Origin of the sequence: Mycobacterium sp. 1274761.0 (assembly GCF_001668615.1) — a bacterium.
In the GTDB taxonomy this organism is placed as follows: Bacteria; Actinomycetota; Actinomycetes; order Mycobacteriales; family Mycobacteriaceae; genus Mycobacterium.
Window position 1 is genome coordinate 48,275 of the sequence record NZ_LZMC01000021.1, and the last position, 13,299, is coordinate 61,573.

13 protein-coding genes and 1 pseudogene are annotated in these 13,299 nt (G+C 66.6%); 9 read left to right on the plus strand and 5 right to left on the minus strand.

The genetic code is table 11. The features are described from left to right. Positions 1–10: 10 nt before the first annotated feature. A complete protein-coding gene (locus tag A5651_RS03770) occupies positions 11–430 on the plus strand; it encodes a lipoprotein LpqH (protein ID WP_066975715.1) in 420 nt (139 codons plus the stop codon). A 75-nt stretch (positions 431–505) separates the two neighbouring features. Here the strand turns inward: A5651_RS03770 and A5651_RS03775 are convergent, their stop codons facing one another. Next, positions 506–985: a helix-turn-helix domain-containing protein gene (locus A5651_RS03775; protein ID WP_066975718.1), complete on the minus strand. Its 480-nt coding sequence runs from the start codon at positions 983–985 to the stop codon at positions 506–508. An 89-nt stretch (positions 986–1,074) separates the two neighbouring features. On the opposite strand from A5651_RS03775, the gene A5651_RS03780 reads away from it, so the two are divergent. Both A5651_RS03780 and A5651_RS03785 read left to right on the plus strand, forming a co-directional pair. Next, positions 1,075–2,256 (plus strand): acetyl-CoA C-acyltransferase, encoded by a 1,182-nt coding sequence (locus A5651_RS03780; RefSeq protein WP_066975720.1) that lies wholly within the window; start codon positions 1,075–1,077, stop codon positions 2,254–2,256. 8 nt (positions 2,257–2,264) lie between these two features. Continuing rightward, positions 2,265–3,353, plus strand: a complete 1,089-nt coding sequence (locus A5651_RS03785) for an NmrA family NAD(P)-binding protein (protein WP_066975722.1) — start codon at positions 2,265–2,267, stop codon at positions 3,351–3,353. A gap of 8 nt (positions 3,354–3,361) precedes the next feature. Here the strand turns inward: A5651_RS03785 and A5651_RS03790 are convergent. After that, positions 3,362–3,786 (minus strand): annotated as a pseudogene (locus A5651_RS03790) (nitroreductase family deazaflavin-dependent oxidoreductase). Then, entirely contained in the window at positions 3,783–5,558 is a 1,776-nt protein-coding gene (gene aspS / locus A5651_RS03795) for an aspartate--tRNA ligase (protein WP_066975724.1), read from the minus strand. The pseudogene A5651_RS03790 and the gene aspS overlap by 4 nt, the downstream one beginning before the upstream one ends. 76 nt (positions 5,559–5,634) lie before the next feature. On the opposite strand from aspS, the gene A5651_RS03800 reads away from it, so the two are divergent. Both A5651_RS03800 and A5651_RS03805 read left to right on the plus strand, forming a co-directional pair. Beyond that, positions 5,635–6,522, plus strand: a complete 888-nt coding sequence (locus A5651_RS03800) for an oxidoreductase (protein WP_082943571.1) — start codon at positions 5,635–5,637, stop codon at positions 6,520–6,522. A 19-nt stretch (positions 6,523–6,541) separates the two neighbouring features. Beyond that, on the plus strand, positions 6,542–7,051 hold the full coding sequence (locus tag A5651_RS03805; protein ID WP_066975727.1) for an SRPBCC family protein: 510 nt from the start codon (positions 6,542–6,544) through the stop codon (positions 7,049–7,051). A gap of 90 nt (positions 7,052–7,141) precedes the next feature. Here the strand turns inward: A5651_RS03805 and A5651_RS03810 are convergent, their stop codons facing one another. Next, entirely contained in the window at positions 7,142–8,647 is a 1,506-nt protein-coding gene (locus A5651_RS03810) for a carboxylesterase/lipase family protein (RefSeq protein WP_066975729.1), read from the minus strand. Positions 8,648–8,680: 33 nt separating this feature from the next. Here A5651_RS03810 and A5651_RS03815 point away from each other — a divergent pair, with 33 nt between their 5' ends. From A5651_RS03815 to A5651_RS03830, 4 genes are read left to right on the plus strand one after another with little or no spacing between them, the layout of a single operon-like run. Further along, positions 8,681–9,580 (plus strand): neutral zinc metallopeptidase, encoded by a 900-nt coding sequence (locus A5651_RS03815; protein WP_066975731.1) that lies wholly within the window; start codon positions 8,681–8,683, stop codon positions 9,578–9,580. After that, on the plus strand, positions 9,573–11,219 hold the full coding sequence (locus A5651_RS03820; RefSeq protein WP_066975733.1) for a DUF885 domain-containing protein: 1,647 nt from the start codon (positions 9,573–9,575) through the stop codon (positions 11,217–11,219). The genes A5651_RS03815 and A5651_RS03820 overlap by 8 nt, the downstream gene beginning before the upstream one ends. A 22-nt stretch (positions 11,220–11,241) precedes the next feature. Continuing rightward, positions 11,242–11,928, plus strand: a complete 687-nt coding sequence (locus A5651_RS03825; RefSeq protein ID WP_082943572.1) for an MBL fold metallo-hydrolase — start codon at positions 11,242–11,244, stop codon at positions 11,926–11,928. Continuing rightward, the gene (locus A5651_RS03830; RefSeq protein ID WP_156662567.1) at positions 11,912–12,745 is read left to right on the plus strand and encodes a mycofactocin-coupled SDR family oxidoreductase; all 834 of its coding nucleotides are present in this window, start codon (positions 11,912–11,914) and stop codon (positions 12,743–12,745) included. The genes A5651_RS03825 and A5651_RS03830 overlap by 17 nt, the downstream gene beginning before the upstream one ends. On the opposite strand, the gene A5651_RS03835 is transcribed toward A5651_RS03830, so the two are convergent. Then, positions 12,735–13,292 carry a hypothetical protein gene (locus A5651_RS03835; RefSeq protein WP_156662569.1) on the minus strand — a complete coding sequence of 186 codons (558 nt, stop codon included), beginning with the start codon at positions 13,290–13,292 and terminating at the stop codon, positions 12,735–12,737. The genes A5651_RS03830 and A5651_RS03835 overlap by 11 nt on opposite strands. Between the last annotated feature and the right edge of the window lie 7 nt (positions 13,293–13,299).

Sequence of the window (13,299 nt, forward strand, 5' to 3'; positions counted from 1 at the left end):
GTCTCTAGTCATGAAGCGCCGGTTTCCTGTTGCAGCCGCACTCCTCGTCGCGGTCGCCGTGGCGGGCTGCTCGAGCCCTCCGTCCGCCCTGAGCAATCGCGACGCCAAGGTGACCATCAACGGCAAAGCCACCAACGCGTTGCAGCCGGTCACCTGCAGCCAGAACGGCCGCAGTTGGACCATCGAGACGCTCGACAAGGAGCCCGGGTTCACGGCGACGATTCAGCTCGGGGACACCGTGACCCCGCAGGCGGTCGACATTCGCAACTTGGGCAATTTCACCGGCACCTTCTGGGACGACAATCTCGGCAAGGCGCAGGCGAAGGTCAACCAGGGCAAGTTCACCATCAGCGGTGAAGCCCAGGGGGCGTTCGCCGACAAGCCCAACCAGACCACGACCGCGACGTTCGACATCACGACGACCTGCTGAGCCGGTTTTCGCTCGGCACCCCACTCTCTTCGCCGAGTTCTGCGTGCGGGTCGTTATTTTGCGCGATCAGCGACCCTACGGCAGATCTCGGCGAGCAACGCGGACGGCCAGCTCGTCCGGCGGCACCGGATGGCCCTTGGCGCAGCGGATTTCGACGCCGGCCGTCGCGCCGCAGTCGGCGTGGGCGAGCCGTAGCGGTGACCGGTGCGGCAGGTGCTTCCTGCCCCACTCGAACATCGCCCACACCACGGGCATGAAGTCCACACCTGACGGGCTGAGCACGTACTCCTCGCGACCGCGCTGACCCGGCTCGCGGTACGGGCGCTTGATCAGCAGTCCGGCGTCGACCAACTCGTTCAGCCGGGTCGCGGCAGCCGCCTTGGTGATGCCGACGCGGGTGCAGAAATCGTCGAACCGCGTGGTGCCGTAATAGGCCTCTCGCAGGATCAGCATCGCCGACTTGGTGCCGAGCAATGCCATCGTCTTCTCGATGGGGCATTCGCCGATGGCCGACCACGCGCTTCGGTCGGCCAGCCGGCCCTGCAGAACTGTCATGGAATTCACCTCGCTGCTGAGTTGTTCCTACTATACCTAGGTGGTATAGCTAGGTATAGAGAGCTTTACTCAGCAGCTAGGAGGCAGCAATGTCGAAATATGCAGGGCGCGATGCGGTCATCGTCGGAGCGGTACGCACCCCGATCGGAAAGGGCAAGGCCGGCGGCGCGCTGCACGACGTGCTTCCTGTCGACCTGCTCGCCCACAGCTTGAAGGAACTCGTGGCGCGCACGGGCGTCGACCCGGTACAGGTCGACGACGTCATCGCGGGTGCGGTCACACAGGTCGGCGATCAGGCCGCCAACATCGCGCGCAATGCGTTGCTCGGCGCGGGCTTCCCCGAATCGGTGCCGGGCACGACCGTCGACCGCCAGTGCGGCAGCAGCCAGCAGGCGATCAGCTTCGCCGCCCAGGGCGTGATCGCCGGCGCGTACGACATCGTGATCGCCGCAGGCGTCGAGTCGATGGGCCGGGTGCCGATGGGTTCGAGCGTACTGCCCGACAGCGACCCGGTCGGCGCAATGGCTCAGCGGTACCCCGACGGGCTTGTGCCGCAAGGTATCAGCGCAGAGCTGATCGCCGCGAAGTGGGGATTCTCACGCCAGCAGCTCGACGACTTCTCTGCGGGCAGCCACGAAAAGGCCGCCGCGGCAACGAAAGAGGGCCGCTTCGACAACGAGCTTGCCCCCATCGCGGGCCTGGCCACCGACGAGATCATCCGACCCGGCACGACGGTGGAGACGCTGGCGAACCTGAAGCCGGCGTTCTACAACCCGGCGTACGAAGCCCGTTTCCCGCAGATTCAGTGGGAGATCACCGCGGGCAACTCGTCGCCGCTGTCGGATGGCAGCGCAGCGGTGCTGATCACCACGTCGGAGTCGGCCAAGCGCCACGGCCTGCGTCCGCTGGCGCGTATTCACACCGCCACCGTCGTCGGATCCGATCCGCTGTACATGCTGACCGGCGTCATCCCGGCCACCGAGAAGGTGCTGACGCGTGCGGGCCTGGGCCTGGCCGACATCGACCTCTTCGAAGTCAACGAGGCCTTCGCTCCGGTCGTATTGGCGTGGGCGCAGGACACTGGCGCTGACCTGGCGAAGACGAACCTCAACGGCGGCGCGATCGCGATCGGACATCCGTTGGGCGCCAGCGGGGTCCGCATCATGACCACGATGGTCAATGCGCTCGAACAGCGCGGCGGTCGCTACGGGTTGCAGACGATGTGTGAGGCGGGCGGCATGGCCAACGCCACCATCATCGAGCGGTTGTGAGTCGGCCAATGTCTTCTCACACCACCTCGAACATCTTCGTTGTCGGCGGCACCGGAGCCCAGGGCATGCCGATCATCCGTGCGCTCGTCGCCGACAATAAATACTCTGTTCGTTTCCTCACCCGCGATGCCGGCAGTCGGCGAGCCAGGGAACTGCTTGAACTCGACAACGTCTCCGCCGTGGAGGGGTCGTTCGCCGACGAAGCGACGCTACGTGAGGGGTTCCGCGGCTGCGATGGGGCCTTCGTCAACATCGACGGGTTCAACACCGGCGAGAAGAGCGAGATCTACTGGGCGATACGCAGTTACGAGATCGCCATCGAAGAAGGGGTCAAGTTCTTCGTCTACGGGAACCTCGACTACGGGCTCAAGAAGGCTGGATACGACTCTCGGTTCCGCACCGGCCATTACGACGGCAAGGGCCGCGTCGGCGAGTGGATCCTGTTCCAGAATCAGCTGAATCGGGACCGGATGGGCGCGGCGGTGTTCACCTCTGGCCCCTACCTCGAGATGGTGATTTCAGCGGGTACGCCGATGACGCCCACCCTGGAGGACGGCGTCCTGACGTGGCGTGTCCCACTCGGCGATGGGGCGGTGCCGCACGTGGCGCTCGAGGATTGCGGTCACTACGTGCGGTGGCTCTTCGACCATCCCGAGCGCGCGAACGGCATGGACCTCGAGGTCGCTGTCGACGATATCGCCTACGCCGATCTCGCAGCTGCGTTCGAGAAGGTCACCGGGCATCCGGCGCGCTATGTCGACACCGACCTGGACACCTACTGGCGAACCGGTCCACTCAGCGTCATCGCCGACGCGCCCGCGGGGTACAACGCCGACCGGAAAGACAAGAGCACGATGGACGTCCGCGCCAACTTCACCGGCTTCTGGAATCTCTGGAAATACCGAGTGATCAAACGGGATTACGCGCTGCTCGACGAGATCCACCCCAACCGGATCAAGAGTGCCGAGGACTGGTTAAGGCGCCAGGATCAACGCGCACGGGAATTCGGCAGGGACGGCCTCTGGGAACAGATCCAACCGGAGAATCGGACTCCGATACTCAAGATCGGCGAGGACGGCCGGCAGGGGAAGTTGTAGCCGACCGGCTACGCCCGGCTCAGCTCGAACAGCGGAATGACGCGGCTGGTCTTCGACTGGTACTCGGCGAAAACCGGTGAGGCGGCGACGAGCTGGCTGAACGCCCGGTCGCGCTCCTCCCGCGGCAGTTCGCGACTGGTGACGTCGTAGGCGTCGGTACCGATCTCGATGTATGCCCGCGGCTGCGCCCGCAGATTGTGCACCCAGTCGGGGTTGGTGTCGGCGCCCGCCTTCGATCCGACGATGATCAACTTTCCGTCGATTTGAAATAGGCCAGCGGTGCCAGCCGTCGTCGGCCGGACTTGGCGCCTGTCGAATGCAGCAGCAGTAGGTCGGCGCCGTCGAACGGGCCGCCCACCTTCCCGCCGTTGGCGCGGAACTCCTCGACGATGCTGTTGTTGAACGCGTTCATCGCGTCAGCGTCTTGCGTCATGTCTTGTCAAGCTTCTCGGGTTTGGCATCTATTCCGGATTCCCTACGCTGCTGTGCCGTGATGGGTGCGGGCGCGCCGGTCAGCGGGTCAACGCCGCCGCCGGACTTCGGGAAGGCGATCACTTCGCGGATCGAGTCCGCGCCCGCCAGCAGCGCGGTCGTGCGGTCCCAGCCGAAGGCCAGCCCGCCGTGCGGTGGCGCGCCAAAGGTGAACGCCTCCAACAGGAATCCAAACTTCTCCTCGGCTTCGGCCTTGTCCAAGCCCATCACCGCGAACACCCGTTCCTGAACGTCGCGGCGGTGGATACGGATCGAACCGCCGCCGATCTCGTTGCCATTGCAGACCACGTCGTACGCATCGGCCAACACACTGCCCGGGTCGCTGGCGATGCTGTCCTCGAACTCGGGCTTCGGCGCGGTGAAGGCGTGGTGCACTGCGGTCCATGCACCGGAGCCGACCGCGACGTCGCCGTGTGCCGTCGCGTCGTCGGCGGGTTCGAACAGCGGCGGATCCACTACCCAGGTGAAGGCCCAGGCGTTTTGGTCGATCATGTCGAGCCGCTTGGCGATCTCGGTGCGGACCGCGCCCAGCAACGCCCTGGAGCTCTTCGCCGGACCAGCCGAGAAGAACACACAGTCCCCGGGCGACGCACCGACGTGAGCGGCCAGGCCGTCCCGTTCGGCGTCGGACAGGTTCTTGGCGACCGGACCGCCGAGAGAGCCGTCCTCCCCGACGAGCACATAGGCCAACCCCTTGTGCCCGCGCTGTTTGGCGAAGTCCTGCCACGCGTCCAGCGTGCGACGCGGTTGAGATGCGCCGCCGGGCATGACGACGGCCCCCACGTACGGCGCCTGGAAGACCCGAAACGGCGTTTCCGTGAAGTAGTCGGCGCACTCAACGAGTTCGAGGCCAAACCGCAGATCGGGTTTATCCGAACCGAACCGGCGCATCGCATCGGCGTAAGTGATCCTCGGCAAGGGCAGCGGCACGTCGTAGCCGATCAACCGCCACAAGGCGGCGACTATCTCCTCGGAGACCGCGATCACGTCCTCGGTGTCGACGAAGCTCATCTCAAGGTCGAGCTGGGTGAACTCCGGCTGACGGTCGGCGCGGAAATCCTCGTCGCGGTAACAGCGCGCGATCTGGTAGTAGCGCTCCATGCCCGCCACCATGAGGAGTTGCTTGAACAGCTGCGGGCTCTGCGGCAGGGCGTAGAACGACCCCGGCTGCAGCCGGGCGGGCACCAGAAAGTCGCGGGCGCCTTCCGGGGTTGAGCGGGTCATCGTCGGGGTCTCGATCTCGACGAAGTCGTGCCGTGCGAGCACCTCACGGGCGGCGGCATTGACTTTGGAGCGCAACCGGATCGCGTGGCCGGGCCCGTCCCGGCGCAGGTCGAGGTAGCGGTACTTGAGCCGCGCCTCCTCGCCGGGCTGTTCGTCGAGCTGGAAGGGCAGCGGTGCGCTCTCCCCCAGCACCGTCAGCGAGGTCGCGTTGACCTCGATGTCGCCGGTGGCGATCTCCGGGTTCGCGTTGCCTTCCGGCCTGACCTCGACGACACCCTCGACGGCGACGCAGAACTCGGAGCGCAGCCGGTGGGCGGCCTCGACAACGTCCGCTTCGCGGAACACCACCTGCGACACCCCCGAGGCGTCACGCAGATCGATGAAGATCACGCCGCCATGGTCACGGCGGCGCGCCACCCAGCCGGCCAACGTCACCGTCTGACCGGCGTCGGTGGCTCGTAGCGAACCGGCGGCATGGCTGCGCAGCACTAAAAACTCCCTGGGAATGGCCTGACGAGACGATTGCCAAGTGTAGAGGGGACGAATCCGCCGGTAGCTTGGCCTGGTGCGTACCCCCATCGCCGTAGTCGGGCCCGGCGCGATCGGCTCGACCATGGCGGCCTTGCTGCACGCGGCGGGACATCCCGTGCAGGTGTTCGGGCGTACCCCGCGCAACGAGGTCGAGGTCAGGCCCGACGAAGGCGACCCGATCATCGTGCCCGGGCCGGTACGCACCGACCCCGCCGACGTCGACGGCCCGGCCGACGTGGTGCTGCTGGCGGTCAAGGACACCCAGAACCAGAGTGCGGCGGGATGGTTGTCGCGGCTCTGCGACGACCGCACCGTCGTGTGTGTACTGCAGAACGGCGTCGAGCAAGTCGAGCGGGTCGGCCCGATGTGTCCGATGTCGGAAGTGGTGCCCGCAGTTGTCTGGTTCTCGGCGGAACCGCACCCCGAAGGCTGGGTCCGGTTGCGCACGGGCGTGCGGCTGGTGTTGCCCGAATCGGATGGTGCGCAACGGCTCGCAGCCCCGCTGAGGGATGCGGGCGTGACCGTCGAACTCGACCCCGACTTCGTCACGGAGGCGTGGCGCAAGCTGTTGGTGAATGCGCTCGCGGATCTGATGGTGTTGACCGGCCGCCGCTCGGGCATGTTCCGCCGTGCGGACGTTGCGGCGTTGTCGCGGCGATATCTGGCGGAATGTCTTGCGGTGGCGCGCGCCGAGGGCGCCACCCTCGGCGATGACGTGATCGACGAGATCGTCGGCCTCTTCGCAAAAGCGCCCGAGGACATGACCACCTCGATGCTCACCGACCGGGAAGCGGGCCGGCGGTTGGAGTGGGACATCCGCAACGGCGTCATCTCGCGCAAGGGGGCACGACACGGGCTGGCCACCCCGATCAGCGACGGCCTGGTCGCGTTATTGGCCGCGGCGAGCGACGGACCGGGCTAAACACTGTCGTCTAACCTGTATGGCCATGAAGCCATGCGAACGCGTCGAGTTGGACTTCATCGAAAACGCGCCGTTCCGGTTCGTCAGCAGCGTCGACCTGCCGATAACACCCGAGCAGGTGTGGGAGGTGCTCGACGACGCCGACTCGTGGCCGCACTGGGCGACGGTGATCACCAAAGTGACGTGGACCAGTCCGCAGCCGCACGGCCTCGGCACCACCAGGGTCGTCAACATGCGGGGCGGCATCACCGGCGACGAGGAATACCTCGCCTGGGAACCGCACTTGCACATGGCTTTTCGGTTCAACGAGGCCTCGACGGGAAGCATCGCCGCGTTCGCGGAGGACTACCGCATCGTGGCCACTCCCGGCGGTTGCCATCTGACCTGGGTGATGGCGATGAAGCCCAACGGTGTCGCCGCAAGGCTCGGGATGACGCTCGGGCGGCCGGTGATGTCGTGGCTGTTCCAGAAATTCCTGTACAACCTGTGCGACTACGCCGCGGCTCGCTACCCAGCCGTGGCTTCGTAGCGGCGCTCCTCCTTTCGCCGAGTTCTGCCGCAGGGTCGCAATCTTCAGCCGACTACTGCCATAACGCAGAACTCGACGGCACCGAGGCGCTCAGTAGAGGCCGGCCCAGGCCTGACGGCGCTCGCTGTCCGGATCGGCGACGACGGTGTCGCGCGACGACTGGATGATGCGCGTCAGCCGTCGCTCGCGGTCATACGTGGGCCAGTCATGTCCGCTGGACCATTCGATCTCGCCGGTCTCCCAGCCCTGCGCCGAGAAGTCCAGCCAGGTCCGTTGCATGCGCTTGCCCACTGCGGGTGCCAGGCGCCGTCCCAGCGGATGCATCTTGCGCCCGAGGAACGAGCTGTAGCTGTGGTGGACGTGGACGATCTCGCTGCCGTGGGTGGCACCCAGTCCCAGCAGCCGCAGGCTGAAGCCGAAGTGATCGAACCGGTACATGTGCGTCGGCGCGTGCGCGCTGTAGGCGTCGGCGAAGGCCCACGTCGGTGCGCCGAACATGACATCGGAGCCGAACGCCACCAGCTCGCGCCGCCGCGGATAAGCCGGATACGCCGCCAGCAGTCGCTCCCGCGCGTCGGGCGCGACCCGCGCGATGTATGCGTCGATGGAGGCCGTCGTGGTCGGCAGCATCGGCGGCTTGGTCCAGACGAACATCGACGCCTCATGGCTGTTGGTGCCGATGATCAGCGGCAGCTTGGCCAGCGCGCCGGCCCGCGCGGCGTCCACCGGGTGCTGCGGCAGCAGATCGACGCCGTAGGTCAGCCCGTAGGCCAATGTCGGTGTGGTCGCTGCGCTCTTCATCTGGAGCCGGCCCGCCGCCCGGCGCAGCTCTCGTTGCGGCAGGCCCTTCACCTCGTCGGCGCGCACCCCGAGTCGCTGCAGGAATTCATGCGCCCGCCGCGCCCGCACCTCGCGGTCGGCAATCAAGGGCAGCGCCGGACTCTGCGCAATCGCGCGGCGAAACAGCCCCGAACCGGCCGGGCTGGCCATCAGCGCCAGCACCGACGTGCCGCCCGCGGATTCGCCGAAGATCGTCACCCGGTCGGGGTCACCCCCGAACGCGGCGATGTTGTCCTTGATCCATCGCAGCGCGGCCATCTGGTCTCGCAGTGCGAGATTGTCGTCGAACCCGTCGCCCAGATCGCTCAGCTCGAAGCCGCCGAAAACACCGATCCGGTAGGTCAGGTTGACCACCACGACGTTGCCGTTGGCCGCCAGCCGCGACCCGTTGTACAGCTGGAACTGGCCCGCCCCGAAAACGAACGCACCGCCGGGAATCCACACCATCACCGGCAACGACGCAGTGGTGTCCGGCGACCACACCGTCAGCGTCAAACACGCCTCGTCGCGCACCTTCGGATCGTCGCGGCCACCGCCGACGAACGACTTGCTTTGCGGCGGCAGCGGCCCGTGTTCGACTGCGTCGCGCAGCCCTGACCATGGCTTGAGCGGTGCGGGAGCGAGGAACCGGCGTTCACCGACCGGCTGCTCGGCGTACGGGACACCACGCCAGACGCCGACACCGCATTCAGTGGTGCCACGCAGGTCCCCGCAGCGGGTACTGGCGATGGTGGTATCTCTGGCAACGACTGCCACACCCCCGGATCGTAGTGTGCAAAGCTGGAAGCCATGACCTTCAACGAGGGTATGCAGATCGACACCAGCACGATCTCGACCAGCGGCGGCGGCGGCCGCGGCCCCGGGCGCGGAATCGCCATCGGCGGCGGTTTCGGCGGACTGGTCATCGTGGTGGTCGCACTCCTGCTCGGAGTGAACCCGAACGACGTCATCCCGCAGACCCAAGGGGGCTATGCCGACTCGGGAATCGAAGCCGAGCCAGGGGCCGACCTCAGCCAGTGCAAGACGGGCGCCGACGCGAACAACAACGTCGACTGCCGGGTGGCGGCAACCGTAACCTCGGTCGACGGGGTGTGGCAGCAGCTGATGCCTGGGTACACCCGACCACATGTCCGACTTTTCAAGGATGACGTGAATACCGGATGCGGCCCGGCCACTAGCGACGTCGGCCCGTTCTACTGCCCGGTTGATCAGACCGCATACTTCGACACCGGCTTCTTTCAGGTGCTTCACGATCAATTCGGCTCCAGCGACGGGCCGTTGGCGCAGGAATATGTGGTCGCACACGAATTCGGCCACCACGTACAGGACCTGCAAGGAGTGCTCGGCAAAGCTCAGCAGGGCGCCCAGGGCGCCGGCGGCAACGGGGTGCGGACCGAACTTCAGGCCGACTGTTATGCCGGCGTGTGGGCCCATTACGCGGCGATCACCAAGCAAGAGGGCACCGACGTTCCGTACCTGAAACCGTTGACCGACAAGGACATCGCCGACGCGCTGTCCGCGGCGGAATCGGTCGGTGACGACCGAATTCAGGAAAACGCCACCGGCCGGGTGAATCCGGAGTCGTGGACCCATGGCTCTTCCGAAGAACGACAGCACTGGTTCACGACCGGATACCAGACCGGTGATCCGAACAAGTGCGATACCTTCCACGCTCGCGATCTTGGGTAGGCGCACCACCGACGTCGACGCCGTAGCCGAGCGCTACCTCGCGACCTTCGCAGCGCTGGACCCTTGTGCTGCAACGGATATGGGGATCGTCAGTGACGACCACACCTACGACACCGAGATCACCGACTACTCCCCCGACGGGTATGTCGCGCGGGCCGAAGCCGCCCGCGGGGCGCTGCGCGAGCTCGACGGCGTCGCCGCGGACGATGATGTCGACGACGTGACCCTCGCCGCGATGCGCGAACGGCTGGGTATCCAGCTGGAACTGCACGAGGCCGGGCTCGACATCGGTGAGCTGAACGTGATCGCCTCGCCGCTGCAGGCCATGCGCGACGTGTTCGACCTGATGCCCACCGACACCGACGACGACTGGCGGGTGATCAGCGAGCGGATGTCGCGGATTCCCGACCGCGTCGCGGGTTATGCCGAGTCGCTGCGCGCGGCACTGGCCGCAGGCCGTGCGCCCGCCATTCGGCAGGTGGGTCGGGGAATCGAGCAGGCGGGTCAGATCCAGCATCTCTTCTTTCAGATGGTCGCCGACGCTGCACCCGGTAACGAGGTGTTGCACGCCGAACTGCAGGGGCGGGCATCAGCGGCCGCGGACGCGTACAGCTCGCTCGCCGCGGTCCTGCGCGACGAGGTCGGCCCGTCGGCCCGCGGCGAGGATGCGTTCGGACGCGACGCCTATCGGCTGTACTCGAGGCTGTATCTGGGTGGGGAAGTCGATCTCGACGAGACCTACGAGTGGGGCTTGGACCTACTGCATTCCATTGTCGCCGAACAGGAATCGGTTGCCCACCGGCTCTATCCGGGCTCGACGGTGGCCGAAGCCCTGAGCCGGTTGGACGAGGAACCGCGCTATTGGGTGCACGGCACCGACGCACTGCAGGCCTGGATGCAGGAGCTGTCCGACCGGGTGGTCGACGCACTCGCCGATACGCATTTCGAGATCGCCGAGCCGCTGCGCAAGCTGGAGTGCATGATCGCGCCGACGCACACCGGCGGCATCTATTACACAGGCCCGTCGGAAGATCTCACCAGGCCCGGACGGATGTGGTGGTCGGTGCCCCCGGGCAAAGAGGACTTCCACACGTGGGGTGAAACCACCACCGTGTTCCACGAAGGCGTTCCAGGGCATCATCTGCAGATCGGCCGGGCGGTCGTGCTGGCCGATCAGCTCAACCGCTGGCGCCGGCTGGGTTGCTGGGTGTCCGGGCACGGCGAGGGATGGGCGCTGTACGCCGAGCGGCTGATGGCCGAACTGGGCTGGCTCGACGACGCCGGCAACAGGATGGGAATGCTTGACGCCCAACGGTTCCGAGCGGCCCGGGTGGTCATCGACATCGGCGTGCATTGTGGCCTGACGGCCCCCGACGGCGGTAAATGGGACGCCGACCGGGCGTGGGTGTTTCTGCAGACGCACAGCGCGATGGCGGAAGCGAACCTGCGCTTCGAGTTGGACCGCTATCTCGGTTGGCCCGGCCAGGCGCCGTCGTACTCGATCGGCCAGCGGATCTGGCAACAACTGCGCGACGATGCGGTCGGTCGCGGCGTGCCGTTGAAGGAATTCCACCGCCGCGCTTTGGATCTGGGCGGCCTGCCGCTCGATGTCCTCAGGTCGGCGTTGTCTGGCGAGTGAGCTGGGCCATAAGGTCACTTCGATGGAATCGCTCACCGTCACACCGAACCTTACGATGTTGCGGGTCAACGGCTGGCAGGTCTATGTGTGGCGAGATGGCGACTCGGCCACGCTCATCGACACCGGAGCGCCCGGATCGGGCCCTGCCATCGAGTCCGTCGTGCCGGGGATCGACCGAATCGTGTTGACGCACGGTCATGTCGACCACGTCGGCTCGGCGGCAGAGCTACGCCAGTCCACAGGTGCTCCCGTCATGGCCGGCGCAGGTGACGCCGCCGTCATCCGCGGTGAAGCCGACATGCCACCGATCGTTTTCGAAGACTGGGAAACTCCTATCTACGAACGTGTTACCGCGGGGCTCCCGCGCACCGCACCCGCCGTGCCCGTCGACCGGGAGCTCAACGACGGGGATGTCCTCGACTTCGGTGGCGGTGCGCGCGTCCTTGCGATTCCCGGCCACACGGAGGGCAGCATCGCGGTCTATCTGCCCGCCAACGGCATCCTGTTTACCGGCGACTCGATCGCCAATGTGGGCACCGTGATGCTGGGCACGTTCAACCAGGATCGGGCGCGCAGCGTCGCGTCGTTCCAGCGGTTGGCCGCGCTCGACGTCGAAACCGCGTGCTTCGGGCACGGTGATCCGATCATTTCGGCAGCGGGCGACAAGATCCGTACGGCCGCGGCGGCCTACGATGTCGACCATGGCTGAGGACACGCCGCTGGCAGGCAAAGTCGCCTATGTCACCGGTGCCGCGCGTGGTCAGGGACGGTCGCATTGCGTCCGGTTGGCCCGGGCCGGCGCCGACATCGTCGCCGTCGATGCGTGTGGTCCGGTCGCCGACCACAACGGCTACCCGCCCGCCACACCGGCCGATCTCGCCGAGACGGTGAACCTCGTCGAGGGCGAAGGCCGCAAGATCCGCGCCGAGGAGGTCGATATCCGTGACCTCGCCGGCCAGCAGCGGGTGGTGGCCGACGCCGTCGAGCAATTCGGCCGGCTCGACATCGTCGTCGCCAACGCCGGCGTTCTCAATTGGGGTCGGCTATGGGAGATTTCGGCGCAGCAGTGGCAGGACGTCATCGACGTCAACCTCACCGGGTTGTGGAACACCGTCAAGGCGGTGGTGCCACCGATGATCGAGGCCGGCAACGGCGGTTCGATCATCACGATCAGCTCCGCGGCGGGCATCAAGGCCGTACCCGGCTGCGGGCACTATTGCGCGAGCAAGTTCGGCGTCGTCGGGCTGACAAACTCACTGGCAGTCGAGTTGGGCGAGTATGGGATTCGGGTGAACTCGGTGCACCCCTACGGCACCGACACCCCGATGGGCAACGATGCGTCGATGTGGCAGATGTTCGCCGACCACCAGAACTTCATCCACAGCTATTCGCCCGGCGCACTGCCGACTGATTCGTTGGCCGCGCCGGGCCTTGTCTCCGACATCGTGGTGTGGTTGGCCAGCGACGCGTCATCTCTGGTGACAGCGGCTCAAATCCCCGCGGACAAGGGCTATCTCAAGATCTGATTGCCAGTGCGGTCACGCCGCACCGGTACAGCGTCTCGCTGGCAGGCACCGAGTCGATCGACAAACCGGCAGCCAGCAGCGCCTGCGCCTTGAACGCCTGAGCGGCCGCCGAAGGCCGGTAACGCACGGCGCTGACCTTCTGATCGAGTGCATCCGCATCGCCCCAGAGCGCCACTTCGGCGCGGCGGCGGTCCGATACTGTGACGAACCGCCGCACCCGCGCGTCGGCGGTGTACACCTCGGCGGAGACGGCGAGGGTGCCGGCCCGATCCGGATCGTCGGTGATCGCCTCGAGGTCGCCGCTCAGGTCGAATACGTCGGCGCCCAGAATGCGCAGCGCCCGGTCGTCGGCGCGATCGGAGACCAGAACGCTGACGCGCCAGCCGGCCATGCTGCGGTCGTACAGCCAGCCGCCCGCCGACAGCACCACATCTGCGACATCGGCTGCAACAACGGTCATTTCGTGCCGCAGCACCGTGCTGGCGCGCAGCCGCGCCCGTGCCGGTCGTTGATCGTCGCGCTTGAAGGTGCGGGATGTCTGCGCCACAGACGAC

Bases quoted from the DNA above. Each gene is read 5' to 3' on its own strand.
- A5651_RS03770 (WP_066975715.1), top strand. From the start codon at position 11: ATGAAGCGCCGGTTTCCTGTTGCAGCCGCACTCCTCGTCGCGGTCGCC.
- A5651_RS03775 (WP_066975718.1), bottom strand. From the start codon at position 985: ATGACAGTTCTGCAGGGCCGGCTGGCCGACCGAAGCGCGTGGTCGGCC.
- A5651_RS03780 (WP_066975720.1), top strand. From the start codon at position 1,075: ATGTCGAAATATGCAGGGCGCGATGCGGTCATCGTCGGAGCGGTACGC.
- A5651_RS03785 (WP_066975722.1), top strand. From the start codon at position 2,265: ATGTCTTCTCACACCACCTCGAACATCTTCGTTGTCGGCGGCACCGGA.
- A5651_RS03805 (WP_066975727.1), top strand. From the start codon at position 6,542: ATGGCCATGAAGCCATGCGAACGCGTCGAGTTGGACTTCATCGAAAAC.
- A5651_RS03815 (WP_066975731.1), top strand. From the start codon at position 8,681: ATGACCTTCAACGAGGGTATGCAGATCGACACCAGCACGATCTCGACC.
- A5651_RS03825 (WP_082943572.1), top strand. From the start codon at position 11,242: ATGGAATCGCTCACCGTCACACCGAACCTTACGATGTTGCGGGTCAAC.
- A5651_RS03830 (WP_156662567.1), top strand. From the start codon at position 11,912: ATGTCGACCATGGCTGAGGACACGCCGCTGGCAGGCAAAGTCGCCTAT.